Here is a 26031-nt window from a genome sequence, read left to right as displayed (position 1 = left end):
TGTCTGCCGGGGTTCGATCAGGGTGCTTCCGCGACCCGGTTGAAGAGTCGGCCGGCGAGGTCGACACCGGTGATCGCGCCTTCGGCGTCGCGGGAGAAGTAGCCGCGCTGCCCTGCGAGGCCGCCCTCGGTGACGATGTACTCGTCGCCGTCGCCGGGGAGGAAGCCGATGTCCGCGGCCGGGTAGTCCGGGGGCATCTCCTCGTCCGACGCCTTACGGATCTCCGGCTTGATGCCGACCGCCAGGGTGAGCCGGGTACCGTCGGCGGCGATGTCGAGGTTCATGGCGTCGATCTCATAGCGGCCGGCGACCTGCCGGGCTCGCCCCTCGTCGTACGGAACCGGCTCCACCGCCTTCTCGATGACGCCGAGGTAGTGCTCGAGGGCCCATCGAACGACGGACTGGTTGAAGGGGTAGCCGTCCGGGCCGGCGTTGGCCAGGGAGACCACCGCGAAGTCGCGGTCGGGCACGATCAGCAGCTCGGCGAACTGGCCGTTTCCCGAGCCGCCGTGGCCGATCCCGGGCAGGCCGTCCAGATCGTGCAGGAACCAGCAGATGCCGAAGCCTTCGCCCAGTGTGCTGGCGCGCAGCCGTACCGTCTGCTCCCGCATGCGGTGCAGCTCCGCGGCCGGCAGCAGGCCTCCACCGTCGCCGAGTTGGAACCGTGCCCAGCGCAGAAGGTCGCTCGCCGAGGAGGCGAGGCCCCCGCCCGGGTTGTCGCCGCGCGCGCCCTCCTTGAATGCCGCCCAGGGCCGGGCGGGGCGCAATGCGCCGTCCTCCCCGCGGTTGTGGCCCACGGCGAACTTGCGGACCATCACCTCGGAGAGGCCGTACACGGTGTCCGCGAGGCCGACCGGTTCGAGGACGAGCGAGGCCATGGCCTGCTCGAAGGGCAGGCCCGTGACCTTCTCGATGATCCGGCCGGCCAGGTTGTAACCGGCCTGGCTGTAGGAGGCGCGGGCTCCGGGCGGTGCGATCAGCGGCAGTTGTGGGAGTTTTGCCACGAGCCCGGCAAGGGAGCGGTCGCCCTCGCCGTCGTCGATCAGGTTCCACTCCAGGCCCGCGGTGTGGTTGAGCAGGTTCAGAACGGTGATACGTGCCGCGGACTCCTCGGCGGCGAGCTTCAGTTCGGGCACGTACGTCCGTACCGGGGCGTCAAGGTCCACCTTTCCTTCGGCGACCAGGCGCATCAGCGCGGTCGCCGTGAAGGTTTTGGACACCGAAGCCAGCGGGAACAGCGTGTTCTCGTCGACCGGCAGTGGGGTGCGGACGCTGGTCACGCCGTGCGAGGCGAAGATCTCCTGACCGCCGTGGAGGACCCCGACGGCGACACCGGGGACACCGAGCGCATTGGCCTCGTAGGCATGACTTGAACAAAGTGCAAGGCTCCCTGAACTAAGTGCAAGTAAGATGAGTGCATGCCCCGCGAGACCCTGACCGCAGACCGGATCGTCCGTGCGGCCATTGAGCTGCTCGATGACGAGGGATTGGACGGCCTCAACATGCGGAGCCTGGCCAAACGGCTCGGCTCGGCCGCCACGGCCGTCTACTGGCACATCAAGACCAAGGACGATCTGGTCCGACTCGCCGGTGACGCGATCTGGGGCGAGGTCGAGCTGCCCGATCTCGGTGCCACCGGCTGGCGCGCTGCCGCCACCGCCCATGCAGGGGCCATGCATGCGATGCTCACCCGGCATCCCTGGCTCGTGCAGGCGTTCGGCAGCCACCTTCTGTACGGTCCCGGCCAGGCCCGCTACAACGACCTCGGTCTGGCCATCTACGAAGAGGCGGGCTTCGCCGCGGACGACGCGGACCGGGCGGCCGCCGCCGTGTTCACCTTCGTGCTCGGCAATGCGCTCGGGCCTGCCGCCCAGGTCTCGCTCAACCGCCGGCTGAGCAAGGACGGCGCGGACGCCGGGCAGTTGATGGCCGACGCCATGACACGCGCCACCGAGACCGCCAAGCGATTCCCGCGTCTGCGGGAACGCCTCGACACCGCAGCCGCCACGGAGTACGTCGCAGCGCCCGACCGGACCTTCGAGTTCGGCCTCCAGTCGCTCCTCGACGGCTTCGAGACCCGCCTCGCCGGGGAAGGTGCCGCTCGGCAAGGGTGATTGGCCGCTGACGGCGAGTGCGTAGTCGCCGATCGGGTCGCCCAGGAGGGTTCCCGCGGTGAGGTCACTGGCGACGTGGCCGGCCATGTAGAGGCGCTAGTAGAGGACTTCGGCCCGCATCCACTCGTAGTCCGTGGCGAGGGCGCTGAGGAAGGTGACGGCCGCGGCCGAGCGGGCGGCGTGGGGGCTGGTCCACGCCCTGACGAACCTCGCCTGACTCCTAGGCCCGCTGCCGCCGGCACGGCTCGCTCGGAGCCCGGGCAGGTCGTTCGGCAGCGGCCGGCGGAGGAACCGAACTGGGGCCGTCCCTCAGTGCGCCTCGGCCGCCGCGGTCGGCGTGGCCGAGGCGTCGCGCAGTCCCAGCCGCAGGTGCTCGAGGTGGTAGAGGGCCTGCTCCAGAAGTTCGGCCACGTGGTTGTCGTAGAGGGCGTAGATGATCGATCGGCCCCGGCGCTCGGTCGTGACCAGTCCCAGGTTGCGCAGCAGTCGCAGCTGGTGCGAGCAGGCGGACTGTTCCATGCCGACCGCGTCGGCCAGTTCGGTCGCCGCGCACGGTCCCTCCTGGAGGCGGGCCAGGATCCGCAGCCGGGAGGGTGTCGCCAAGGCCTGGAGAGTGGCGGCCACGTCGGCGGCGCCCAGTGTTTCCAGGCGCTGGCGCGCGGTGGCGGTGGTCTTGGCATCAGCTCCGTGGCCCATGGCCTTCATCCTACGGACGACCACCCATGAACGCATGAATGACTCTTCATTCAATCCTGTACGGTGGCTTACGTGGCACCGCGCAACCCGGAAGCCCGAAGTCTGCTCATGCCGTTCGAAGGACCGCATCTCCGTGACAACCCTCGCTCCGGCCCCCACCGGCAAGGCCGTCCCCATGCGGGAGGGCGATGCGCCCCGACGCCGTACCCGCGTCCTCGCCCTGCCCGAGGCACGGTGGGCGGCCGCCGCTCTCGTCCTCTTCCTGCTCGCCCTGCCGCTGCAGCTGACCGGCGCCCCGGCCTGGGCCTGGGGTCCGCTGTACGCGCTCACCTACGCGGCCGGCGGCTGGGAGCCCGGTCGGGCGGGGCTACAGGCGCTCAGGGAGAAGACCCTCGATGTGGACCTGCTGATGGTCGTGGCCGCGCTCGGGGCGGCGGCGATCGGGCAGGTGACGGACGGCGCACTGCTGATCGTCATCTTCGCCACGTCCGGCGCGCTGGAGGCGCTGGCCACCGCACGGACCGCCGACTCCGTGCGCGGGCTGCTGGACCTCGCGCCCGCCACGGCGACGCGCCTGGCGCACGACGGCACCGGGCATGTGGTCCCCGTCGCGGATCTCGCGGTCGGCGACACCGTCCTGGTGCGGCCCGGCGAACGTGTCGGCGTCGACGGCCGGGTCCTCGACGGGGCCAGTGACGTCGATCAGGCGACCATCACCGGCGAGCCCCTGCCGGTGGCCAAGGACAAGGGCGACGAGGTCTTCGCCGGCACCCTCAACGGCACCGGCGCGCTGCGCGTGCGTGTGGAGCGTGACGCGTCGGACTCGGTGATCGCCCGGATCGTGCGCATGGTCGAGGAGGCGTCGGAGACCAAGGCGCCGACACAGCTGTTCATCGAGAAGGTCGAGCAGCGCTATTCCCTCGGCATGGTGGCCGCCACCCTCGCCGTGTTCCTGGTGCCCCTCGCCTTCGGCGCGGACCTCGACGGCTCCCTTCTGCGGGCCATGACCTTCATGATCGTGGCCTCGCCGTGTGCCGTGGTGCTGGCCACCATGCCGCCGCTGCTGTCGGCGATCGCCAACGCCGGACGGCACGGGGTCCTGGTGAAGTCGGCCGTGGTGATGGAACGCCTGGGACAGGTCGACGCGGTGGCCCTGGACAAGACCGGCACCCTCACCGAAGGCACCCCGCGGGTCACCGAAGTCCGGTCGCCGGCCCGATCCCGCCTCACGGACGAGGAGTTGCTGAGCGTCGCGGCCGCTGCGGAGCACCCGAGCGAGCACCCACTGGCGCGGGCGATCGTGGAAGCGGCCCGGGAGCGGGGGCTGTCCCTGCCGCTCGCGGAGGACTTCGACTCGACCCCCGGCGTGGGCGTCACCGCGACCGTCGAGGGACAGGTCGTCGCGGTCGGCACACCCGCCCGGCTGCTGACCGGGGCCACGGACTCCTCGTCCGCCCGCGCCGCGGTCCTCGCCGCCGCACTGGAGGAAGAGGGCCGTACGGCCGTGCTGGTCACCGTGGACGGCCGGCCGGTGGGCCTGCTCGGCATCGCCGACCGGCTCCGCCCCGACGCGGCCCGGACCGTCGGGGCACTGGTCTCCCTGACCGGTACGGCGCCCGTGCTGCTCACCGGCGACAACCCCCGTGCCGCCGCCCGCCTCGCCGAGGAAGTCGGCATCGAGGACGTACGCGCCGGCCTGCTGCCGCAGCACAAGGTGAGCGCTGTCAGGGAACTGGAATCCGCCGGCCGCAAGGTGCTGGTCGTCGGCGACGGCGTCAACGACGCCCCGGCGCTGGCCGCAGCCCACACCGGTGTCGCCATGGGCAGGGCCGGCTCCGACCTGGCGCTGGAGACCGCGGACGCGGTCGTCGTCCGCGACGAACTCGCCACCGTTCCGGCCGTGATCTCGCTGTCGCGCCGGGCCCGCGCCCTGGTCGTGCAGAACCTCGTCATCGCCGGTCTGTTCATCACGGGCCTGGTGATCTGGGACCTGGCGAGCACTCTGCCGCTGCCACTCGGTGTCGCGGGCCACGAGGGCTCCACCGTCATCGTCGGCCTCAACGGCCTGCGACTGCTGCGCGAGGCTGCGTGGAAGCGGGCCGCCGCATGAGCCGCCGCACGAGCCGCGGCAAGGCGGACAAGGAGCAGGCCACGCCGAGGTGCACGGTCACGGTGTGCCGGGGCTGCTGCTGCGGCACCGCCAAGGTCCCGGCGTCGACCACGCGGCCCAGCTCGCCACACTCAGGGCCGAGCTGGGTCCGATCGCGCAGGTCCGCGCGGTCAATTGCCTCGACGCCTGCGAACAGGCCAACGTCATCGTCGTACAGCCCTCCCCGGCGGGCCGGGCCGCGGGCGGCAGACCGGCGTGGCTCGGACTGGTCAACGACACCGACGCCACAGCCGACATCACGGCGTGGGTCCGGGCGGGCGGCCCGGGCATCGCCGAACCCCCGGACATCCTGGACCTCTACGCGTTCTCACCCTCCCGCCGCGTACGGCGCGCCGTCGAGGACTGAACGTTGCGGACACCGGCGGGGAAGGGGTGTGGCATGCGGCACTTGAAGGGCCGTTGCGCCCCCGAGGAATGCAGCACCCATACGATGGGTCCATGATGTCCAGCGCGCGCACCAACTCCGAGGTGAGTCCTGCGCGCTGGATGTGGCTGGTCCTCGCCGTGGTGGCGGGGGTGCTGGGGATGCACTCCCTGTCGCCCGCCGGTATGCCGGCAACGGGACAGCACGCCCTGATGGCCGCACAGTCGACGGGCCACGGGCATCGGCCCGCACTCGCCCATACGGGCGGTGAAGACTGCCGGCACCTGTCGGACGCGGGCGACGGCGGTATGGCCATGGATCATGCGGGCGGAACGTGCGCAGCGGGCGGTACGGCCGCTGCCTACATTCCGCCGGCCTTGATGCCGTCACCCGCTGCCGTCCAGCCCGCAGCGACCGCCGGCGGCGTTCCCGCCGCCGGAGCGGTGGACGGACGCGCTCCGCCGGATCTTTCCGAGCTGCAGCTTCTGCGGATCTAGAGGCGCCCGCACAGCACTCGCCCGAGGCGGGTGGTGTGCCCCGGTGTGTCTGTATCCGTTTCTTCCCGCGCGTGGGCGCGGGCACTCAAGGAGCTGTACTTCCATGGCATTTCGCCGTTCTCTCATCCGCCGGACCGCCGTGCCGGCCGCTGCCGCCGTCGCTGCGGTGATCCTGGCCGCCTGCGGCAGCAGTGAGTCCTCCTCCTCCAAGCACGCGGGCCACGGCATGGGGGCGAGGTCCTCCGCCAGGGCGTCGGCCACCGCACCGGCTGCGCAGGGCAGCCACAACGGGCAGGACGAGTCGTTCGCGCTGGGGATGATCCCGCACCACCGGCAGGCCGTGGCCATGGCCGACCTGGCGCCGTCGCGCGCGAAGTCGCAGCGGGTGAAGGACCTCGCGGCCAAGATCAAGCAGGCGCAGGATCCGGAGATCAACACCATGTCGGGCTGGCTGAAGGCCTGGGGCGAGAAGGTCCCGCACGCCGGGACGTCCGGCATGGACCACTCGTCGATGCCCGGCATGGACCACTCGTCCATGCCCGGCATGATGTCGGGCGACGACATGGGCAAGCTGAAGGACCTGTCCGGTGACTCCTTCGACGAGGCGTTCGTGCAGATGATGGTCAGCCACCACCGGGGTGCCATCGAGATGGCGAAGACCGAGCAGGCCAAGGGCGCCTACGGGCCCGCGACGACGATGGCCAAGTCCATCGTCACCTCGCAGTCGGCCGAGATCGCCGAGATGAACAAGATCCTCGGCAAGCAGTAGGAACCGGCCGGTCCGCGGCTCGGGGCAGTCAGGAAAAGGCCGTCCCGAGCCGCGGTCCCAGGTCAGATCGGTCAGGTCGCAGCGAGGGCCTGACGTTCCTCGGCCGTCAGCGGGGGCTGGGACAGCTGCGGTTTGAGAGGGCCGCGGATGGCCGCGACCAGGGTGCCGGGGCGGGCGAGCGTGTGCGGGCCGGCCTGGAGCGTCATGACGTCGGTGACGCCGCGCGCCACGCGTCCGGAACCGGTCGCGGTGTAGATCAGCCGGTCCACGAATCGCGCGGCGACGCGCTCGCCCAGTGTGGGGCCGTTCTCGGTGGCTCCGGGATAGAAGACGTCGGATCCGGCGGCGAAGGTCCAGGCCGTGTTCACGTGAGCGGCCACGCCCTTCTGCGCACGCCGGGACACTCCCGGGTCGGCCCAGCCGTATCGGCGTACGGTGTCCCGGAGCGTGAGCGCGCTCAAGGCCGCTACGGACATGCCGTGCCCGTAGGCCGGGTTGTAGGCGGCCACCGCGTCACCGAGGACGACGAAGCCCTGCGGCATGGCGGTCTTCTCGTAGAGCCGTCGGCTGTTCACCGTGGTCCGGCTGATCCGGGTGTCGGTCAGCGGGGTGAGGTTCTCGATCAGCTCGCCGACGACGGGGTGCCGCAGCCGCCGCGCGAACGGCAGGAAGTCGTCGTTGTCGCCGGTGGGCTGCCCACCCTTGGTCCCGGAGAGGGTGACGAGCCAGCGGCCGTCCTCGACAGGCAGGATGACGCCGGACTGGCCGGGGCCCTCGCCGCGGTTGACGGCCTGGATGTTGATGATGGGCCACGCCATGTGGTGGGTCTTCTCGGGTGCCCGGTAGAGCCGGCTGGCGTAGACGAGCCCGGAGTCGACCACCCGGCAGGCCGGCGCCCGCACGCCCAGGACGCCCAACCACTGCGGGGTGCGAGAGGCCCGGCCGCTCGCGTCGATGACGAGGCCGGCGGAGAGGGTCTCCTCCTCGCCCCCTTCCCGGAGAATACGAACGCCGGTGACGGCGGAGGCATCGCCTTCCAGGCCCAGCACCTCCGTCCGCTGCAGAAGGGTGATGCGATCGCCGGCGTGCTTCCGCGTCAGGTCGCGGACAACCGCGTCCAGGAGGTCACGAGTGCAGCCGATCACGTAGTGGCTCTCGTCCCAGCGGCGGAACCAACCCTGTGGACTCAAGCCGACCATGCCGGTGGTCAGCGGTATGCGGCGTGCGCCGCGCCCGGCCAGAGCCTCGGCCGTTCCCGGCAGGAGCGTTTCGATGGCGTCCGCTCCGCCGGACCACAGCAGGTGCGCGTGGTGCGCCTGCGGCAGCCCCTTCCGTGGCTCCGGAGCGGCGGGGAGCGTGTCACGTTCGATGACGGTGACGTGCGCCTCACCGGCGAGAGCCTGCGCGGCGAGCATCCCGGTCAGGCCGCCGCCGATGACGATCGCCCTTTGATCGGCATCGGCGTGGACGGTGGTGGATATGGCGGCTCTCGCGCTCATGAGTTCACGCTCTCTTCTTGGTTGGGCACTGCCCGGTGTGTGGACCGCACACGCGGAGAGCGGCGAATGGCGCGCGAGATCGCGGCCAGGTCCCGCATGCTCTCCGCCGGTCGCTCCACCGGGTGTTCGGGCATGCTGCTGACGTGCAGTCGTGGGACGGCATCAAGGATGACGGCGGCGTCCGCCGCGGCCGCGGCCGCGGCGGGATCGTCGCCGGCGGCGAGGTGCCGCTCCCGGGTCGCCTCGCGCAGGGCGGCGTCCATGAAGGGGCTCACCTGCCGCAGGGCATCCCGGATGAAGGTCTGCCGGTGCGTCAGGCGCAGGTCCAGCGACTCGAACCGGCCGAGCGCCACGGGCGCCGATGCCGCGGGGACCATCCGCAGGACGCGGCCCAAGGGGCGCAGGGCCCAGTACAGGCGGCGGGCACTCCACCGGTGGGAGAAGCGCTCGGCGGCGTGCGGCAGGACGAATCCGATGCCGATGAGCAGTCCGCCGAGCGAGGCGATCAGCGGCGCCAGGTCGGTGCTCATCCAGTCGAGACCGGTCCGACCGGTCCACCGAGCCACCACCGGGATCACCTTGGCGACGTCGTAGGCCAGGTTCAGCGCGTAGCCGACGCCGAGGACGACCACTCCGACGTGCAGCCAGCCGGTGCCGCGCACGCGGCTCTCCCAGCTCCACAGCAGGGCGGAGGTGATCAGGACGGCCACGGTGTGCGCGAGCAGGTACAGAACGACCATCTCGCGCATGTACAGGGTGGTGGCGTAGTACGTGTCCAGGTCCTTGACTCGTTCGACGTGGTGGTCACCGAGCGCGAAGAGCACCCAGAGCGCGGTGACGACCGCCCCGTAGCTGCCGTAGACCCAGATGGTGGCGCGCCGGACCTTCACCTGGAGCCCGCCCCGCCACTTGATGATCAGCAGCAGACACGAGGCACAGAAGCCCGTGAGCAGGCTGTAGACCCACGGTGCCGAGAAGTTCGTGACCCCCGTGACCTGGTTGACCCTCTTGATGGTTGAGGGTACGACGAAGATGAAGACGCAGCAGGCCACCGTGAGCAGCCCGCCCACCTGGCGGACCAGAGGATTGCGCCAGGCCCTGACGAAGGCCGGCACCTTGTACAACAGCACAACCACGAGGAGGATCGCGACGCCGGTGTAGGGGTTGTAGACCAAGTCGCCCATGTTCACGCGGTCATCCCCGCACTCCGGGGTACCCCAAGGCGGCGTTGATACGTCGCGCCACCTCGTCGAGCTGCACACCGGCGGCGCCGGGGTCGAGCAGCCAGGTGCGCATCTGGCTGCCCATGAGCAGTCCGAACTTCTCCGCCGCGACCTCGTCCTCCTGAACCGAGTGGCTACGGGCGGCGACGCGACGGACGATTTCCGGCCAGTCGATCTCCGCGGTGAGAGCCACTCGTGCGGCCATCGCCCCGCTGCCGATGCCGTGTCCCGAGTGACCGGCATGCATGTGCCAGAGTTCGTGCCCGAGAACCACCAACTGGTGGTCTGGAGTCAGGTTCTCCTCGATGACCACGAGATCCTGGCCTTCGAGGTCCAGCCAGAGCCCGGTCGTGCCGTGGGCGATGTCCTTCGGGAACTCCCGGATGCTGAGCGTCGTGGGCCGGCCGCGTCGCTCACCCATGGCAGAGCACAGCGCCTCGAACAGGACCGTCGGCTCCGCGGGAACCTCGACTCGGCCGGCGACGGCGGAGATCAGCTCGGACGTCAGCTGCTTCTGCTCCTTGGCCAGCCGGGGAGCGCTCCTCACCTGTCAGCCCCCGGCTTCATGGTCGAGATCGCGTCCGCGGCGCGCGTGATGTCCGCCGCCGTGCTCGCCATCCAGCCGGCCATCTCGGTGAACTGATCCGGGGTCCACGCGGACGTCCTGGCGTTCCGGCGGACTGCTCCCACATCCCGGAGCTTCCTCCCAGGACGCGAGCGTCTGACGCAGACGGGGACTAGGCTCACTCACGAGTGAAGCTCCCAAGAGGAACGGCAGTTGACGAGGTTCGGTGATCCCGCAGCACCGAACCTAAAGGCAGCAGGAGACCGAAGGCCAGAGGGCGCGCACGATCGTTCTCCGGTCACCGGACGACGCCACGGGGGAGGGCTCAGCGCGTCAGCTCCGAGGCCAGTAGATCCATCAAGAGGCCGTCGTGCCAGGTGTCGTCCGGACCGCGCTCGTACTGCCGCATGATGCCGACCGGGCGGAACCCGACCTTCTCGTAGCAGCGGATCGCCGCGGTGTTGTCGGCCGCCGGATCGATGACCAGCCGGTGGTAGCCGCGATCGTGGATGAGGTGGCGGGCCAGTGTGCGTACGGCGTCGGTGCCCAGTCCGCCGCCGTGCACGGCGGGGTCGAGGAAGATGTCGATACCGGCGTGCCGGTAGTCGGGGTCTTCCTCGGAATACCACTGGATCATGCCGATGATTCGCTGCTGGTGGTGAACGGTCAGGCAGTGGCAGCCGTCGTCTTCGAGGCCGGCTGCGACGTCGGCTTCGAGATCGTCCGCACCCTTCCATCGGGCAAGTACCTCGGGAGTGGCCCGGATGGCCGCCAGGGCGGGAACGTCCTCGGTGACGCTCGGGCGGAGTACGATTAAGGCACCATGCAGCACGGTCATGACCGGGGACACTACGCGACAGAAGGTCTGCCTCGCGCGGCGGTTTCGCGGGCCGAAATGGCGTGCCGGAGGGTTCGCAGGGCGGCGGCACCGGCGGGTGAGGAGAAGCCTCGGGTGAGGAGCAGGGCGACCGGCCCCAGGTCGTAGCCGTTACCGGTGCGCGCCCTACTGGCCGTTGACCGGGCCGTCGTCGGCGATGTGCTGGTCGTGGGTGTGGAACTTGCTCCGTCCCTTGCTGCTGGTTTCGGTTGTCGTGGTCTTGGTGGTTGTGGTGCCGCGTCGCGACTTGGTGGTGGTGGTCGTCTCGGTGGTTTTGGTGGTCGTGGTGCCGCGGCGGTTCTTGGTGGTGGTCTCGGTCGTGGTGGTGGTGGTCTTGGTGGACTTGCCGTGGCCGTGTGGACCGTGGTGCGCGGGTGCTGTGTGTGCGGGCGGGGTGGCGGCGAAGGCGGTGGCGGGGATCATGACGCCGCCTGCTGCCAGGCCGGTCGTGGCCACCAGCAGGGCCAGTCGCCGCTTGCGGGAGGTGCTGGGGGTGGTGGCGGTGGGGGACATGAGGGGGACTCCTTCGTGGGGGAGCCGCTCTGTCCTGCGGCCCCGGTGCATCCAGTAGGCCCGCCGCGTGCCTGCCCCGTCATGGCACTGCCTTTCGGGACTGGACAGAGGCACGAGTCCCAGTCACGGCCGGACACCGCAAGGGCCTGGGATCCCCGGTGCAGGCGCGTCCCTACGCATCGTGTACTCGAACATTCGGCCCGCTACGACGGCACGGCGCCTCTCCGCCTGCGGTCGAGGCCCGTTCGGGCGCCTGACCTGGCCGCCCGGCGCGCGAGGAGGTGTGGGCGGTGCGAGCGTGGAGGCAAGGCGCGCAGCACCGGCCGTCGTGCCGGGCGTGGCCGGGCGGCCGGGACGGAGCAGGGGTATGGGGCGGGCGATATGGACCGGTGTGATCACGTTCGGGCTGGTCACGGTGCCGGTGGGGCTGTACACCGCGACCGAGGACCACACGGTGCACTTCCACCAGCTGCAGCGCGGCACCTCCGACCGGATCCGCAACCGACGGGTGAATGAGCGCACCGGTGACGAGGTCGGCACGGGCGACATCGTGAAGGGTTTCGAGGTCGGCGAGGGCGAGTACGTCGTGGTCGAGCCGGACGAGCTGGATGAGGTCGCGCCGGGGCGTTCGCAGAGCATCGAGATCTCCGACTTCGTCGACCTGGACGCCATCGAGCCGGTGTACCTCGATCGCACCTACTACATCGCGCCCCGTGGCAAGGAGTACACCAAGGTCTACGAACTGTTGCGCGCGGCCCTGCTGCGGACCGGCAAGGCCGGCATCGCGACTTTCGTGATGCGCAACAAGCAGTACCTGACCGCCCTGCGCGCGGAGGACAGGGTGCTCGTGTTGCAGACCCTGCACTGGGCGGACGAGGTCCGCGACCCGGGCAAGGAACTGCCCGGACTGCCCTCCGGAGAGGCGGGACAGGGCAAGCAGGTGGACATGGCGTTGCAGCTGGTCGACGCGCTGAGCACCGACTGGGATCCGAAGCGGTACCGCGACACCTACCAGGAGAAGGTGCGTGAGCTGGTCAAGGCCAAAGCAGAGGGCCAGGAGATCGCCACGGCCGATGCGCCGCCGGAGGCGACCAACGTCATCGACCTGATGAAGGTTCTCAAGGGCAGCCTCAAGGCCGCCCGCTCCGGCCGTGGCGGTGGAGAGGAGCCGACCGCCGAGCGGACGTCCGCGCCGGGCGGGACCGCTCGCAAGGGTGCGGCCGGCAGGGCGGCGAAGACTCCGACGCGGAAGGCGCCGCCGAAGAAGACCGGAGCAGCCTCGAACCGCTCCCGAAGCGCCGCGACCGGCGGGAAACGGGAGCTGCAGAAGCTGAGCAAGGCGGACCTGTATCAGCGGGCGACCGAGCTGGAGGTGCCGGGCCGATCGAAGATGAGCCGCGAGGACCTCATCGACGCCCTTGCCCGCGCCGGCCGGCGTCGTAAGAAGAGCGCCGCCTGACCAAGGCCGCCCCGCGAACCGGGGTGGCCGGCCATGCGGGCCCTCCCGCAGGCGCTGCTGCGGTACGGCGTGCATCCGGACCGCTAACTCGGACGGCTCTCCCGTCTCGTCGCTGTGGCGCCTGGACGCTGCCGGGGATTCTGTGGTCGCTCGTCGGATGGCGCGGCGCTGGGCGGCCGTTGTGGCGCCCCAGATGCCGTCGTCCTCGCCGTGGTCGAGTGCCCAGGTGCGGCACGCGATGATCACGGGGCAGCGGCGGCATATCGCGCGGGCCAGGGTAGCTTCGGCATGCGGAGCCGCGAGGTCCGAGAGAGGGAAGAAGATCTCGGGATCTTCTCCGACGCAAGCCGCTTGATCACGCCAGTCGGAGCCTGCCGGGTCTTCGCTCGGAGTGCAGGTCATGGAGAAACCCCTTCCGGGTGCCTGCGGGGAGGCGAACGGTGACCACGACGCGGGCAGCGTCGTAGTTCCGGCAGAGGTTTGGAGAATATTAAACGGTTATGCCCCGCTTGCGGTAGTGGTGTGCGCCGCCCCGACGCTCGGGACCGGTGCCCGGTGCCCGGTGCCCGGTGCCCGGTGCCCAGGGCCCGCGCGCGAACCACGGCGGACCTACGCGCGGCGGTCGGCCGGGCGCATCCATACCCGGGCTGCCGGGAACCCGGTTCGAGTGGACTGGGGAGGTGGCTGTGGCCGGTGATGCGGGCTCGGGCCTGGACGATGTGCTGCGGGCGGCGGAGGACGCAGCGCCGGTGGAGTCGGTGGACGTGGTCGCCCGGAACCTGGAGAAGCGGTTCTCGGCGGCGAAGGTGTCGTTTCTGTTCGTCGACATGCTCGGGCATGAAGCAGTACGGCTACCGAGAGCCGGCACAGCCGCCCAGGCGCGAGGCGAGACGGAGCGGATCGCGCCGGCGGGCAGCGTCTACGACCGGGCACTGCGGTCCCAGCGACTGCACCAGGAGGACGTCGAGGGCGGTTGCCGGCTGGTGGCGCCGGTGACGAACCGAGGTGACTGCATCGGCGTCCTGGACCTGATCGTGCCGTACACGGACGACGCGGTACATGAGGCGGTGGGCAGCGCGGCGCACGCGCTGGCCTACGTAGTGGTGACCGACCGCCGCTTCACGGATCTCTACCACTGGGGCCGGCGCACCACCCCGATGAGTCTGGCCGCGGAGATCCAGCACCAGCTGCTGCCGTCGGCGTCCTGCTGCGGGGCGGCCCACTTCACCCTGGCGGGTGCTCTGGCCCCGGCCGACGAGATCGGCGGCGACACCTACGACTGCGCCCTCGACCAGGACACCCTCCACCTGTCGATCACCGACGCGATGGGCCACGACACGGCCTACGCGCTGCTGGCCACGCTGACCGTCAACGCCCTGCGCGGAGCCCGCCGCGCAGGGCACAGCATCCTCGATCAGGCCTACACCGCACACCGGGCGCTCTCCAGCCACGCCCGCGGCATGGCCACCGGGCAGCTACTGCGCATCGAGCTGGACACCGGAGCCTGCGAGCTGGTCAACGCCGGCCATTCCCAGCCCCTGCGGATGCGCGAAGGCCGAGTGGAGGAACTACCCCTCAATGTCAACCTGCCATTCGGGGTGCCCGCCCTGGTCACCTACGAGGTGCAGCGGCTGCGTCCGGAACCGGGCGACCGCCTGGTGTTGCTCACCGACGGCATGCGGGAACGCGGCGCGCTGGCGGACGACGCCACCACCCTGGTGCTGGACTGGCACGGCAGCCGCTCCGGGCAACGCCACACCAGCGGCGGTTCCAACACCTGACCGTCGATTTCGACATGGCCTTTCGACGCCCACCTGAACTGAACAGGCGACAGTAACTGGCCCTTGCCAAGCTGGTATTCACGGACCGGCCACGAAGGAGGAACCTTCCCAGTCCTCTGGTCGATATTTCAGGCCTCGCCGAAACTGCCGATCATTCACCTGGTCTGACGAATCGCCGGTTAGTTGCTGGAGGGCTGGGCAGAGAGCCCTGTGAAAGGCGGTGATTTTGGTGGACGAGAGGATTCGCAGGTACTTCATCCGTGCCTCGCTGGCGGGCTTGCTGACCGGAGCCGTGCTCGGCTTCGCCTCGGGAGGTGCCTTCGGTGCCTTGGTGGGCGCGGGAATCGGCTTTGCCCTGGCTGCCGGTAGCGTCCTGTACTGGGGTGAGCATGGTGGTGCACGCCGCCGTCGGCCGGCAATCGAGGTACCGCCAGGTCGTTCGGACGGCCATCACCTCAGGACGGCGCGCGTCCCCCACCAGAGGGCGGGCAACTCGACCGGGTGGCCTCACCTGAATTACTGACCTCGCGAACGACTCGATCGGTTGCGCGTCGTCAGTTCAGAGATTCTGTCCTGCGAGTACGGCCAACAAGGCCCATGCGCAGAGGACGTAGGGCGGCATTCATGGGAACAACCGCGCTCACGTCCGACACAGAGGCCTCGTAGCGAGTGCTCAGGAACCAGAGTCTGCCCTCCCATCGACCGCGGGCCCTACATGTCGGGTCTGTCCGGCGGGCGCCGGGCCTCGCGGGTCGCTCGTGTGGGGTCCTGGACGGGAGCGTGTTCCTGGAGTGAACCGGGAGCGGCCCGTTCAGGGGCGGCGGGGCTGTGAGGGTCTTGCGGTGGGGGTGCCGGACTGTGGTCGTCGCGGGCGCCGGCTCCGGCCGGTGGGAGGCGCAGGGCCAGCAGGGCTGTGTCGTCGCCGTGAGGGGAGAGGCGCCGCAGGAGTTCATCGCAGAAGTCGTCGATGGTCCCGGCGTCCAGTCGCTTGGCCAGGAGGGAGGCGTGGTGGCGGAGTCTGGCCATGCCGGCGTCGATGGGCTGTTCCCTGCTCTCGACCAGGCCGTCGGTGTAGAAGAGCACGGTGGCCTCCGCCGGTAGGTCCTCACACGCGTCCGGCCAGGTCAGGCCCAGGTGCAAGGTGGTGCTCATGCCGATCAGCGGCCCGTGGCCGCCGCTGAGGAATCGTGTCGCTCCGTCGGGCGTGATCAGCAGCGGCGGAGGGTGACCGGCGTTGACCCAGCGCAGCCGCCAAGGCCCTCCTTCTGGGCCTTCGACCCGGGCGAAGATCAGCGTGGCCATGGGTGCGTCGCTGGTGTGGGTCACTGCCTCGTCCAGCCGCTGCATGATCATGCTGGGGGGCTCCACGTGGGTCCAGGCCAGAGCGCGCAGCATGTTCCGTACCTCGGCCATGTGGACCGCGGCCTGCAGATCGTGGCCCACCACGTCGCCGATCACCAGGGCCATGACGCCGTCGGAGAGCAGGAAGGCGTCGTACCAGTCGCCGCCGATCTCCAGGGCGCGCTGCGCCGGCAGGTAGCGGGCGGCCATGCGCAGGTGGTCGACCTGCGGCAGTGGGGCGAGTAGCTGGCGTTGCATGGTCTCCGCGACGTTGCGCTGCTCGTCGTAGAGCTGCTTGTTGTCCAGCACCAGCGCGAGACGGCGTCCGATGTCGGCGAGCAGCCGCATCTCGGCCTCGGCCGGCGGAGGGGATTCTTCGGCTCGCGCCACGGTCAGGACGCCGTAGTACCGCCGGCGGGACCGGATGGGTACGGCGGTGGCCCAATGGCCGCCGAGTCGTTCGAACAAGATCCGGTGGGTGGTCGCGAGCGGCACGTCCGCATCCAGCATGTCGGTCGCCTGCAACAGGACCGGACGGTCGCCGCGGATGATCTCCGGCTGATGCGTCGCCGGCAGCGGAAGCGGGCCGGTCAGTTGCCCGGCGAGGCGTGGATCGGCCGGGCTGCGCACGGCGACGCGCTGCAGGGCGCCGGATCGCGCGTCGACGAGGTCGATAGCGGCCCAGTGACCGAGTACCGGTACCAGCAAGGGAAGCAGCTCGCGCACGGCGACGGTGGCGTCCATGTGGGACATGAGGACCGACGAAACCTCCGAGAGGAGATTCAGCCGGTCGGTGAGCGCTTCCAGAGCGGCGGTATGGGCGGTCGCCCGGTCTTCGGCGTCCCGGTGCAAGCTGAAGTCACTGAAGACGATCACCAACCCGCTGGGCGCGCCACTGCGAAGGACCAGCGGCGTCGCCGACCAGATGATCGGCAGCAGGACCCCGTCCCCGCGCAGGAAGTACTCCTCGCTTCCTTCGACCGCATCCGTGCCGCCCGCGAGCGGAGCCCGCAGCAGGCACCGCTCGGGCGGAACCCGACCGCCGTCCGGGCTGCGGTGGAGCAGATCATGCGCGTCACGCCCCAGCATCTGCGCCGCCGGCCGGACCAGCAGACGCTCCGCCCATGGATTGACGTAGGTGATCAGCCCGGCCGCGTCGAGGGTGAAGACACCGGCACCCAGGTCACGCAGAACGGCGTCCCCGAAGCCAGGATTCAGCTCGCCGCACGAACCGGTCATGGGATACCACCCCTCGTCACCAGGTTCTCAGAAGGCGGCAGGGGGACGCACCCGACGCAGGAGCCATAGCCCACCTGCCGTCTTGTCCGAGCGGACCTCCCGTACGGCCATGATCTCCGCCCCGCCGGAGAACACGCAGACCATCGCCGTCAGCGGATACCGCTGCATCGAGGTCGTCGGGACGACAGGCGTGCGCCGCCCCGGCAGCCAGTGGGGCGGTGGCACGGCTGGACGCCCAGCTCCCTGCGGCATGTCGGCCACGGACGGAAATGGAGAGCAGCGACCGGGTACAGACCACCTTCCGCTACCCGGACCGCCCGGCGGCAGTACAGCCGATAGTGACCTGGAACTGCGGCGGGGAGGCACTGCTGACCCTGTCAGCCCTGGTAGTCGTCACGTCACTCCGTTTCCCGGTCCGCAGCGCGCTCGCTCTGACGGGCTCTGCCTTCGTCGCGTGCCTGTTGGTAGGCGTCGAAGACGGTCTCGGCGGCGCCGGAGAGGGCTCCCTTGGTCTTGCCACGGGCGCCTGACTCGGTCAGCGATTCCGTCAGGTCGGTGCGGCCCGCTGGTTTGCGGGGTCCGGATTCCAGGTCGAGGCGGTTGCATGCCTCGGCGAAGCGGAGGTAGGTGTCGATGCTGGCGACGACGATCCGTATGTCGATCGTGAGGATCTCGATGCCGATGACGGAGACGCGTATGAAAGCGTCGATGACGAGCCCGCGATCGAGGATGAGCTCCAGTACGTCGTACAGGCCGCTGGAGCCGCCCCCGCTGCCCTGCTGCCGTGCCACGGTCATCGTGACCAACCCCTCGTCATCTGATTCGGCCTGGCCCGTCCGCGGAACGTCGTGGGCAGCCTGGTGCCGATACCCGCGTCGCCTCGATGCAGGCTGCGAATGCCCCCACCTCCCATGACAAAACACATGGAGGAGGTTGGCGAGGCGGGGAGCGTGTCAGATGTCCGCTGCGATGGGGTGCACCGTGCCGTACCGAGCCGCGGGCTCGGGTCGGCGATCTGTGCCGCAGGTCAGAGCGGTCGCGTCTGTGCGCGTGTTGGCAAGCGTGGACGTCGAATGCTGTCGACGGAGAATGAGGGGGTAGAGCGTGGCGGCCGCCCCCACGTCGAAAAGGGAGCTGTCGGAGGCCGCACAGCCGAATGACCAGGTTTGCTGCTGGTGATCAGGAGGCTGTCGACACAAGCAGGTGACGGCCTTCGGAGGGTCGGCGGTTCCGGAGCACACGAGAAAGAGGGGCCGCCCCGGTTCTTCCCGGGACAGCCCCTCTCATGCGCCGAGGGCGGCTCAGTGCTTGAAGGCGTCCTTGGCCTTTTCCTTGGCTTCGCGGGCGTCACCCGTGTTCTTCTTGGCCTGGCCCTCGGCGGCCATGCGGTCGTTCCCGACGGCCTTTCCGACAGCCTGTTCGGCCTTTCCCTGAGCCTGCTCGGTCTTCGCCTTGGCCTTTTCGCCGGCACTCATGAGGCACGCCTCCTCGTAGGGTCTTCGCCATTGTTGCGGTGAAGACCTCGTGCCCCCGTCCATCCATCGCAAACGAGGGTTCTCGGCAAGTGATGGTGAGGTCGAACAGGCCCTTGGGTGGCTTTCCGGCCAGAGGTAAACGGATCAACAACTTCCGCATACATAGGCCTACTTGGTGCGTGTGCGCGTAGGGCCCGGGTAGTCGGGAGACCCAGTCCGGCTGAGAGGAGTGACGTTTCGTGGAATCGCGCAAGAGGGCCGAGGTCACTGGACTCGGCACGTTGCAGCCCGGCACCCGTCAGCGCGCTCAACTACGCTTCCGGTTCGCCGACATCGCATGGACCGCCCTCTGTTTCGTCCTGGCCGTGTGGGCGGTGGCGAGTTCGGTCGGCGCGGTACGGGGGATGACGGCTTGGGCGTACTGCGCAGTGGCCTGGATCCTTTTGGCCGTGGCGTGCGCCATGCTGCTCACGACCGTCCGGGCCAGGAAGCGGATCTAGGGAGGCCGGGCATGGAACGGATCAACGTGTTTCTGGCGAAGCACCTGTGGGCGCAGATCGCTCTGTCCGTCCTTGCTGCCAGTGTCCTGATCACGCTGCTGTACCCGGGGCGGTCGTTTCCCTCCGTGGTGGTGCGCACCGCGGTCATTTCCCTTGGCGGGATCTGCGTGGCGCTGGTCGCGCGCCGCAGGGAGAAGCGGGCCGCGGGCGGTACGACAGACGGCCTCGTGTCACTGGACCGGAAGCTGCGAACCGGTGAGGTGCCGTCGGATCCGCAAGAGCGGACCGCGATGCGCGACCTGGTCGGGCAGCGGCTGCACCGGAGCCGGCACCGCGTGGCGGCGCTGGCCTTCCTGGCGGTGCTCTTCAGTGCCATCACCGTGCTGACCGCGCTCACCGCCGGACCACGGCAGACCATCGGCATGGCCGTGCTCACTGTGGTCTTCATCGGATGGATGGTCTACAACAGCAACCTTCAGACCCGCCGGCTTCGCACGATGCGCGCGGCGCTGCAGAACGAGCCCCCGGGCGGCGCTACCGGGGATGAGTCCGAGGCGCGTCGTCCGTCGAGGTGACACCGCGCGGCGGACGTCACCGGCACCAGTCGTCGACCGTGCGGTCCGATGAGCGCTTACCGCCAACCGACATTGACACATCATCCATGGCGGTTACGTCGGCCGCGAGTCAGAGCTGCACATGTGGCTCGCCTGAGGGAAGGGAAGGGTATGGCCGGCGGAGAGTGGGTCGTGACGGCGGTGGGCGGCCGGGCACCGGATTTCGTCCCTGCGTGGGTGGAGGTGCTGATTGTCGTGCTGGGCTTCGTGTTGGCCGCGGTAGCGATTCGTCGGCGAAACAAACGCTGACAGTCAAGCGGCGACAGGAGCCCAGCGGGTCATCCAACACAGCGCGGAAAAGCGCCAGACGCCACGCCCATTCCGACAACCGCCGTTGCACGCATGAAACACCACACACATTCAGGCGTGCATATGACAGTACGTTTGTTGAGGAGACGTCAGGGAAGCGGGGCATCATGGAACACAGTGCGATAGTGCGTGTGGCCTCCGACGGCGGCAATTCCAGCCCCGCCTTCATCGTGTTCATGTCCCTGTTCCTGATCACGGGCCTCGTGCAGGTCATCCGTCCTCAGCTGTTGTGGCGGATGAATAGTCGAATGCAGCGGGGCTGGGTCAAGAATCCTGAGGGGACCGAACCCACGGGGAAGGGGTACGCCATGCAGCGGGTGACAGGGGTGGTCTTCCTGGCGTTCGCCACCTGGATGCTGGTGCACAACATTTGACGGTAAGTCAGACTGCTTGAGGCGGCGCCCGCCGTGTGTCCGGTACAGCCGGACAGTCAGGGCGCACGGCTGCCGGAAAGGAGGGCGCATATGACGCAACCTTCCGATCCTCGTGTCCCGCCGCGGTGGACGAGGCCGGGAAATCGGTGGGGCCCGCGACTCTTCTGGCCGATGCTATGTATCAGTATCGGCCTGCTGGTGTGGCGCCTGATGGACAAGGACAGCGTGAGCCGCATAGCGATAGCGGCCGTGCTGGTCCTGCTGTGGTCCTGGCTGCTGGCGGCCAACTGGTTCGCCCGGCGCAAACAGGAATGAGGCAGGGGCAATCTGTTCGTGGCCGAAGCCCCTCTTTCCTGGCCGTTTCCCGGCTCTCTGCGGCTCTACATGCTGCTTCCCTTCACGTGGAACCAATGCAGGTGCGGCGAAAGCGCGCTCCGCGAGCGGGTGTTGACCGCTGACCGTGCTCGCCATCCCGGGTGACGCGCAGGCGCCTGAGAAGGTCTGGCACTACTTGGGGTGCTTCGGAACCTGAGGCCATGGCCGTGCCGGTGTGGACCGTGGCTTCCCTGGCTGAGCCACCGCGCAACCAGGGTCGGCGACCGGCCATGGCGGGAGACCAGGAGGCATGGCAAAGGCCTGCCGGGACGAGCCTTCCCTCGCGGTGGATCTCCTGATGTAATAATCACCTGCGAGGTGCACCTGTTACCGGCATGAGGGAGAAGCCTTGCCTTTCGCAAGCACGGACGAGGCTGTACGGGCATGGGTTCACGGTTGGTCCGCCTCGCGCGGTGCAGCCGAACCTGTGCCGTCGCCCTGGGGCTTCACCGTCGACGTGGGCCTACCCGGACACGTCATGCGCCACGTCCTGTCCTCCGCGGTCGAGGCGACCCTCCAAGAGATCACCAAGCGCACCACCACGCCCGGTGTCTGGTTGAAGGCCTTCGTCCCACCCGAAACACTCGAACCCTGGCTGGCCCCGGGCTGGCAACTCGCCGGCGGATCCGGCTACCTGATGTCCGCGTCCCTACTCGTCGACCCCACCCAGGTCCCGGGCCCCCTCCCTGCCGGCTATCAGCTGACGACCTGGACACGTGCTGGCGTTACCCGCGCCCTGGTGCGGACGGCCGACGGCGCTTTCGCCTCGCGTGGACAGATCGCTGTCACCGGCCCCACCGCCGTCGTCGACCAGGTGGAGACAGACCCGGCCCACCAGCGCCGCGGCCTGGGGCGTGTGGTGATGCGCGGGCTCGCCGACGCTGCCGCAGAGCAGGGGGCTACAGCAGGCGTGCTGGGCGCGACGCCAGATGGGCGGGCCCTGTACGAAACGATGGGATGGCGCGTACTGGCCCCACTCACCAGCGTCCTGCGCGTCCCAGGGCCAACAGGCGCATGAGCGAAGTGCAAAAGCTTCAGTCACGGCCGGCGAGAGGGGCCGGTAAGGGAGTCGAGGCGGCCACCGACGCACCTAAGGCTTCTCCATCGATCGGCCTGGACACCGTGGAGCTGGGGATCGTCCCGCTGACCGCGTCCGTGAAAATTCCCCAGCCACTGGTTTCTGGCTGTACGACGACCGGCAGGTGATCGTCGAGAACTGGCATGCGGAACTGTGGGTCGATGACTCGGCCAGTGTCGACACCTGTCTACGTACATGGCGGACGCTGCGGGAGTCGGCGGTATACGGGGCGGACCCGCAGAACGTCATCCACCGAGCCCTGCGTGGCTTGACCGTGTGAGCCGACTTGACTGCCCTCTCGGTGTTGAACGGGATCTTCGTACCGGTGGGGCCCGCCCCGGGGTGGTGGCGTAGGCCGTCTCGGTGCGGGTGGTGGTAGCCGTGGGCCTCGTCCGCGGGCAGGGCGATGACAGCACGTCGGGTCGACCGGCTGCTGACGGCTGCACGGGCGATAGACGCAGGATCTGATCACTTTGCATCGACCCAGGCCGCGGACACCTCAGGTGTGGGCCAAATCGCAGGAGTGGATCGCCGATCCAGGGCAAGGAAGCCAAGGGTGATACGCACTCTCTTCGTCGCTCTCACTCTGGCCGCTGGCATAGCGGCGGCCGTGGCCGCGGTCGGGTTGTCGCCCTGGTGGTGGGCGGCCGCTGTCCCGCTCACGCTGCTGGGGCTGGTGGGTGGGGTCGACTTGCTGCAGCGCCAGCATTCGGTACTGCGCAACTATCCCGTGCTGGGGCATGCCCGGTTTCTTCTGGAGCGCATCCGCCCGGAACTGCAGCAGTACTTCATTGAGCGGAACTTCGATGGGCGCCCCTTCGACCGGGATGTCCGCACCCTCGTCTACGAGCGGGCCAAAGGTACCGACGCAGAGCAGCCGTACGGCACCGAACGGGACGTCTATCAGCCTGGCTACGAATTCCTCGTGCCGTCGATGGCTCCCTGCCCGGTGCCAGAGACGCCGCCGCGGGTGCGGGTCGGGGGGCCCGACTGCAAGCACCCCTACGACATGGCGCTGCTCAACGTGTCGGCGATGAGCTTCGGCTCGCTGTCGGCCAACGCCGTCCTTGCGCTCAACGGTGGGGCGGCTGCGGGGAATTTCGCGCAGGACACCGGTGAGGGCGGCCTGTCGGAGTACCACCTCAGGCCCGGTGGGGACCTGATCTGGGAGATAGGCACCGGGTACTTCGGATGCCGCACTGGCGACGGTGACTTCGATCCTGCCGAGTTCGCCGACAAGGCCGCGCACGATCACGTCAAGTGCGTCTCCCTGAAACTCTCTCAGGGTGCCAAGCCAGGCATTGGCGGCGTCCTGCCAGGTACGAAGGTCAACGCCGAGATCGCGAAGGTACGGGACGTGCCCGAGGGTCGGACGGTCATCTCGCCGCCGTACCACAGAACGTTCTCCACCCCCAGGGAACTGATCCGGTTCATCGCCAGGTTGCGGGAGCTGTCCGGCGGCAAGCCGACAGGATTCAAACTGTGCGTAGGATCCCGCCGGCAGTTCCTCGCCGTGTGCAAGGCGATGCTGGCGGAAGGCACGGCGCCCGACTTCATCGTCGTAGACGGAGGAGAGGGGGGCACCGGTGCCGCCCCCATGGAGTTCGCCGACCACGTGGGGGCACCGCTCACCGAGGGCCTGCTCACGGTGCACAACGCGCTTGTCGGTGCGGGCTTGCGCGACAGGATCAAAGTCGGGGCGAGTGGCAAGATCGCGACCGGTACTGATCTGGTCAAACGCTTGATACAGGGCGCTGACTACGGCAACGCGGCGCGGGCGATGATGTTCGCCGTCGGCTGCATCCAGGCTCAGCGGTGCCACACGAATACCTGCCCCACCGGTGTGACGACGCAGGATCCACGACGTGCCCGCGCTCTCGACGTCCGCGACAAGGCACCGCGTGTTCAGCGCTTCCAGGAAGCGACCGTATCCAGTGCGCTGCAGATCATGGCGTCCATGGGCGTCACCGATCCTGCCGAGTTGCGTCCGCACATGCTCCGCCGGCGAATAGCCCCCCACACCGAGCGCTCCTACGCAGATTTGCACGAGTGGCTCGAGCCGGGACGGCTTCTCGCCGAGCCTCCGCAGTCCTGGGCGGCCGACTGGAAGGCCGCTGACCCCGACCGTTTCACTGTTTGATCTGGAGGACTCACGTGGCTCGTACTGTTGCGCACGTCATCGTGGACGCACTGAGCGATCTTGGCGTACGCCAGGTCTTCGGCGTCGTGGGAGATGCGCTCAATCCTCTGACCGACGCCATCCGTACCACCGACGACGTGGAGTGGGTGGGATGCCGGCACGAGGAAGCTGCCGCATTCGCCGCGAGCGCCCAGTCGCAGCTCAGCGGCACTCTCGGTGTCTGCATGGGCACGGTCGGACCTGGTTCCGTCCACCTCCTCAACGGCCTGTACGACGCAGCCAAGAGCCATACCCCGGTCCTGGCGATCGCCGGCCAGGTGCCGCTTGCCGAACTCGGCAGCGACTACTTCCAGGAAGTCGACAACGATGCCCTCTTCAGTGACGTGGCCGTTTTCCGGGCCACCATCACCTCCCCGGAACAACTCCCGCAGATGCTGGAGACCGCGGTTCGCACTGCTCTGGGCCGCAAGGGCGTAGCTGTTCTGACCGTGCCGGGTGACCTCGGGGAACAGGAACTGAGCGGGGACCGTCCGGCCAGGTTCTCCTTGAATGCCCCACTCAGCCGACCGGACGAGTCGGCCGTGCGGCGAGCGGCCGAAACCCTCGACGATGCCGAGCGCATCACGCTGCTTGTGGGAAGGGGCGCCCGGGCCGCACGTGATGATGTGCTGACCCTGGCCGACCGCCTGGCCGCTCCCATGGTCCTCACCTTGAAGGCCAAGGAGGGCTTCGAGGGCGCAGCCAACCGGTTCCAGGTCGGCCAGACCGGTTTGATCGGCAACCCGGCTGCTGCAGCAGCCCTCGAAGACGCCGACACCCTCCTGCTCCTGGGCACCGACTTTCCTTACCGGGATTGGTATCCGCAGGGTAAGACCGTCATCCAAGTGGACAGCGAGGCAGCACACATCGGGCGGCGGGTACCTGTCGACATCGGCCTCGTCGGCGACACGGGCGCTACCGTTCGTGATCTCCTGCGCCACCTCTCCGCACCGGCACCGGGGGCTCGGGGTGCACGGGACCGGTCGCACCTGGAAAAGGCGCGTGAGCGCTTCGACCGGTGGCACGAAGGTCAGCTCCGGCTCGCGGATCCCGCGCACGACAAGGGCCTGATCGGCCGTATTCGCTCCTCACTCGACAACCGCACTCAGGACATTCGTCCGGAGGCGCTGGCGGCCACGGTGAATCGGCTTGCGGCGGATGATGCCGTGTTCACGTCCGACACGGGCATGGCGACCGTATGGCTTTCCCGTTTCGTCGAAATGCGACACGAACGCCGCCTCATCGGCTCCTACAACCTCGGGTCGATGGCCAACGCCATGCCACAAGCGCTAGGCGCCCAATGCCTGAATCGAGAGCAGCAGGTCGTGGCCTTCTGCGGGGACGGTGGTCTGAGCATGCTCTTGGGCGACCTGATGACACTCAAGACCCATCAACTTCCTGTGAAGCTGATCGTCTTCAACAACCGCCGTCTGGGCATGGTGAAACTCGAACAGGAGCAGGCCGGCCTTCCGGAGTTCGGCACAGTACTGGACAACCCGGACTTCGCAGCGGTCGCCACCGCGATGGGGATCACCGGCATCCGGGTGAGTGACCCGGCCGAACTGGAGAAGGCCGTACGTCGCGCTTTCGACAGCCCCGGGCCGGTGCTCCTCGACGTGCTCACCAACCCTGACGAGATCGCTGTGCCCGCCAAGCCGACGGTTGAGCAAGGATGGGGATTCGCGGTCGCCAAAGTGAAGGAGATCGTCCGCAGCCACGGTGACACCAGCAGTCACTGAGACTCTCGGGGCCATCGGGAAACGGGAATTGAGGGTCCACGGAGTAGCCGCCGCCTCCTTGGAGACGGCGGCTACTCTCGCGAGCCGTGGGTAGGGCATGGCCGGTCCAGCCCTGAGGCGACCTGCCGGCGGTGTCATGACGGAACTGGCCAGCTGGATTTCGTCAGCATCTGCCGCCGGACGAGCCGCCGCAGCCGGATGTGTCACCCCTCGTACGGCGGCACGGCGGCACGGCGGTCATCCACCGTGCCGCCCCGGGTCTTTCCGCTGCCGCATCCAGC

The 26031-nt window shown here is 69.0% G+C and carries 24 protein-coding genes and 3 pseudogenes; 15 read left to right on the top strand and 12 right to left on the bottom strand.

Going from position 1 to position 26031, the window contains the following annotated elements; translation table 11 throughout:
- Nucleotides 1-17: 17 nt before the first annotated feature.
- Nucleotides 18-1412: a serine hydrolase domain-containing protein gene (locus BLW57_RS01810; RefSeq protein ID WP_093480457.1), complete on the bottom strand. Its 1395-nt coding sequence runs from the start codon at nucleotides 1410-1412 to the stop codon at nucleotides 18-20.
- A 6-nt stretch (nucleotides 1413-1418) separates the two neighbouring features.
- Here BLW57_RS01810 and BLW57_RS01805 point away from each other — a divergent pair, with 6 nt between their 5' ends.
- The gene (locus tag BLW57_RS01805) at nucleotides 1419-2114 is read left to right on the top strand and encodes a TetR/AcrR family transcriptional regulator (RefSeq protein ID WP_093480456.1); all 696 of its coding nucleotides are present in this window, start codon (nucleotides 1419-1421) and stop codon (nucleotides 2112-2114) included.
- Between the two features lie 309 nt (nucleotides 2115-2423).
- On the opposite strand, the gene BLW57_RS01800 is transcribed toward BLW57_RS01805, so the two are convergent.
- Entirely contained in the window at nucleotides 2424-2810 is a 387-nt protein-coding gene (locus BLW57_RS01800) for an ArsR/SmtB family transcription factor (RefSeq protein WP_093471637.1), read from the bottom strand.
- A 175-nt stretch (nucleotides 2811-2985) separates the two neighbouring features.
- Here BLW57_RS01800 and BLW57_RS01795 point away from each other — a divergent pair, with 175 nt between their 5' ends.
- The 4 genes and pseudogenes from BLW57_RS01795 to BLW57_RS01780 all read left to right on the top strand — a co-directional run bounded on the left by BLW57_RS01795 (nucleotide 2986) and on the right by BLW57_RS01780 (nucleotide 6610).
- On the top strand, nucleotides 2986-4920 hold the full coding sequence (locus tag BLW57_RS01795) for a heavy metal translocating P-type ATPase (protein ID WP_093480455.1): 1935 nt from the start codon (nucleotides 2986-2988) through the stop codon (nucleotides 4918-4920).
- A pseudogene (locus tag BLW57_RS01790) lies at nucleotides 4917-5326 on the top strand ((2Fe-2S) ferredoxin domain-containing protein). Before BLW57_RS01795 ends, BLW57_RS01790 begins: the two are co-directional and overlap by 4 nt.
- 92 nt (nucleotides 5327-5418) lie before the next feature.
- On the top strand, nucleotides 5419-5841 hold the full coding sequence (locus BLW57_RS01785) for a DUF6153 family protein (RefSeq protein ID WP_093471636.1): 423 nt from the start codon (nucleotides 5419-5421) through the stop codon (nucleotides 5839-5841).
- Nucleotides 5842-5944: 103 nt separating this feature from the next.
- Nucleotides 5945-6610, top strand: a complete 666-nt coding sequence (locus BLW57_RS01780; protein ID WP_093471634.1) for a DUF305 domain-containing protein — start codon at nucleotides 5945-5947, stop codon at nucleotides 6608-6610.
- A gap of 71 nt (nucleotides 6611-6681) precedes the next feature.
- On the opposite strand, the gene BLW57_RS01775 is transcribed toward BLW57_RS01780, so the two are convergent.
- The 5 genes from BLW57_RS01775 to BLW57_RS01755 form a co-directional block, all read right to left on the bottom strand.
- Nucleotides 6682-8109, bottom strand: coding sequence for an FAD-dependent oxidoreductase (locus BLW57_RS01775; RefSeq protein WP_176985411.1), 1428 nt, complete (start codon nucleotides 8107-8109; stop codon nucleotides 6682-6684).
- Complete coding sequence (locus tag BLW57_RS01770; protein ID WP_101377058.1) at nucleotides 8106-9293, bottom strand: DUF6545 domain-containing protein; 1188 nt, start codon at nucleotides 9291-9293, stop codon at nucleotides 8106-8108. Before BLW57_RS01770 ends, BLW57_RS01775 begins: the two co-directional genes overlap by 4 nt.
- A gap of 10 nt (nucleotides 9294-9303) precedes the next feature.
- Complete coding sequence (locus BLW57_RS01765) at nucleotides 9304-9879, bottom strand: toxin-antitoxin system, toxin component (protein WP_256339336.1); 576 nt, start codon at nucleotides 9877-9879, stop codon at nucleotides 9304-9306.
- 343 nt (nucleotides 9880-10222) lie between these two features.
- On the bottom strand, nucleotides 10223-10735 hold the full coding sequence (locus BLW57_RS01760; protein WP_093471631.1) for a GNAT family N-acetyltransferase: 513 nt from the start codon (nucleotides 10733-10735) through the stop codon (nucleotides 10223-10225).
- Between the two features lie 165 nt (nucleotides 10736-10900).
- Nucleotides 10901-11287: a hypothetical protein gene (locus tag BLW57_RS01755; RefSeq protein ID WP_093471629.1), complete on the bottom strand. Its 387-nt coding sequence runs from the start codon at nucleotides 11285-11287 to the stop codon at nucleotides 10901-10903.
- A gap of 367 nt (nucleotides 11288-11654) precedes the next feature.
- Between BLW57_RS01755 and BLW57_RS01750 the strand changes: the two genes are divergently transcribed.
- Nucleotides 11655-12746 carry a non-homologous end joining protein Ku gene (locus BLW57_RS01750; protein WP_093471628.1) on the top strand — a complete coding sequence of 364 codons (1092 nt, stop codon included), beginning with the start codon at nucleotides 11655-11657 and terminating at the stop codon, nucleotides 12744-12746.
- Between the two features lie 168 nt (nucleotides 12747-12914).
- Here BLW57_RS01750 and BLW57_RS01745 read toward each other — a convergent pair.
- Nucleotides 12915-13148: pseudogene (locus BLW57_RS01745) on the bottom strand (WhiB family transcriptional regulator); the annotation flags it as partial.
- Nucleotides 13149-13432: 284 nt separating this feature from the next.
- Between BLW57_RS01745 and BLW57_RS01740 the strand changes: the two are divergent.
- Entirely contained in the window at nucleotides 13433-14527 is a 1095-nt protein-coding gene (locus tag BLW57_RS01740; RefSeq protein ID WP_093471626.1) for a PP2C family protein-serine/threonine phosphatase, read from the top strand.
- A 711-nt stretch (nucleotides 14528-15238) separates the two neighbouring features.
- Here the strand turns inward: BLW57_RS01740 and BLW57_RS01735 are convergent.
- The 4 genes from BLW57_RS01735 to BLW57_RS01725 all read right to left on the bottom strand — a co-directional run bounded on the left by BLW57_RS01735 (nucleotide 15239) and on the right by BLW57_RS01725 (nucleotide 18582).
- Nucleotides 15239-17107 carry a SpoIIE family protein phosphatase gene (locus tag BLW57_RS01735; RefSeq protein WP_093471625.1) on the bottom strand — a complete coding sequence of 623 codons (1869 nt, stop codon included), beginning with the start codon at nucleotides 17105-17107 and terminating at the stop codon, nucleotides 15239-15241.
- Between the two features lie 27 nt (nucleotides 17108-17134).
- Nucleotides 17135-17332, bottom strand: a complete 198-nt coding sequence (locus tag BLW57_RS40815; protein WP_143051566.1) for a hypothetical protein — start codon at nucleotides 17330-17332, stop codon at nucleotides 17135-17137.
- Between the two features lie 173 nt (nucleotides 17333-17505).
- Nucleotides 17506-17904, bottom strand: a complete 399-nt coding sequence (gene gvpJ / locus BLW57_RS01730; RefSeq protein ID WP_093471623.1) for a gas vesicle protein GvpJ — start codon at nucleotides 17902-17904, stop codon at nucleotides 17506-17508.
- A 504-nt stretch (nucleotides 17905-18408) separates the two neighbouring features.
- Complete coding sequence (locus BLW57_RS01725) at nucleotides 18409-18582, bottom strand: CsbD family protein (RefSeq protein WP_093471622.1); 174 nt, start codon at nucleotides 18580-18582, stop codon at nucleotides 18409-18411.
- Between the two features lie 239 nt (nucleotides 18583-18821).
- On the opposite strand from BLW57_RS01725, the gene BLW57_RS01720 reads away from it, so the two are divergent.
- From BLW57_RS01720 to BLW57_RS01690, 8 genes and pseudogenes are all read left to right on the top strand, one after another.
- Nucleotides 18822-19082, top strand: a complete 261-nt coding sequence (locus BLW57_RS01720) for a hypothetical protein (RefSeq protein WP_093471620.1) — start codon at nucleotides 18822-18824, stop codon at nucleotides 19080-19082.
- An 11-nt stretch (nucleotides 19083-19093) separates the two neighbouring features.
- A complete protein-coding gene (locus tag BLW57_RS01715) occupies nucleotides 19094-19657 on the top strand; it encodes a hypothetical protein (protein ID WP_093471619.1) in 564 nt (187 codons plus the stop codon).
- A 455-nt stretch (nucleotides 19658-20112) separates the two neighbouring features.
- Nucleotides 20113-20379 carry a DUF6199 family natural product biosynthesis protein gene (locus tag BLW57_RS01710; protein WP_093471617.1) on the top strand — a complete coding sequence of 89 codons (267 nt, stop codon included), beginning with the start codon at nucleotides 20113-20115 and terminating at the stop codon, nucleotides 20377-20379.
- Between the two features lie 171 nt (nucleotides 20380-20550).
- Complete coding sequence (locus BLW57_RS41170; RefSeq protein WP_176985410.1) at nucleotides 20551-20694, top strand: hypothetical protein; 144 nt, start codon at nucleotides 20551-20553, stop codon at nucleotides 20692-20694.
- 538 nt (nucleotides 20695-21232) lie between these two features.
- Nucleotides 21233-21772: a GNAT family N-acetyltransferase gene (locus BLW57_RS01705; RefSeq protein ID WP_257572511.1), complete on the top strand. Its 540-nt coding sequence runs from the start codon at nucleotides 21233-21235 to the stop codon at nucleotides 21770-21772.
- A gap of 86 nt (nucleotides 21773-21858) precedes the next feature.
- Nucleotides 21859-22112: pseudogene (locus BLW57_RS42055) on the top strand (Scr1 family TA system antitoxin-like transcriptional regulator); the annotation flags it as partial.
- 276 nt (nucleotides 22113-22388) lie between these two features.
- A complete protein-coding gene (locus BLW57_RS01695; RefSeq protein ID WP_256339335.1) occupies nucleotides 22389-23972 on the top strand; it encodes an FMN-binding glutamate synthase family protein in 1584 nt (527 codons plus the stop codon).
- Nucleotides 23973-23986: 14 nt separating this feature from the next.
- Nucleotides 23987-25750 (top strand): thiamine pyrophosphate-dependent enzyme, encoded by a 1764-nt coding sequence (locus BLW57_RS01690; RefSeq protein ID WP_093471613.1) that lies wholly within the window; start codon nucleotides 23987-23989, stop codon nucleotides 25748-25750.
- The last annotated feature ends 281 nt before the right edge of the window (nucleotides 25751-26031 follow it).

The sequence above is a fragment of the Streptomyces sp. 1222.5 genome (assembly GCF_900105245.1).
Lineage (GTDB): Bacteria > Actinomycetota > Actinomycetes > Streptomycetales > Streptomycetaceae > Streptomyces > Streptomyces albidocamelliae.
This window is presented reverse-complemented; position numbering and strand designations above follow the sequence as displayed.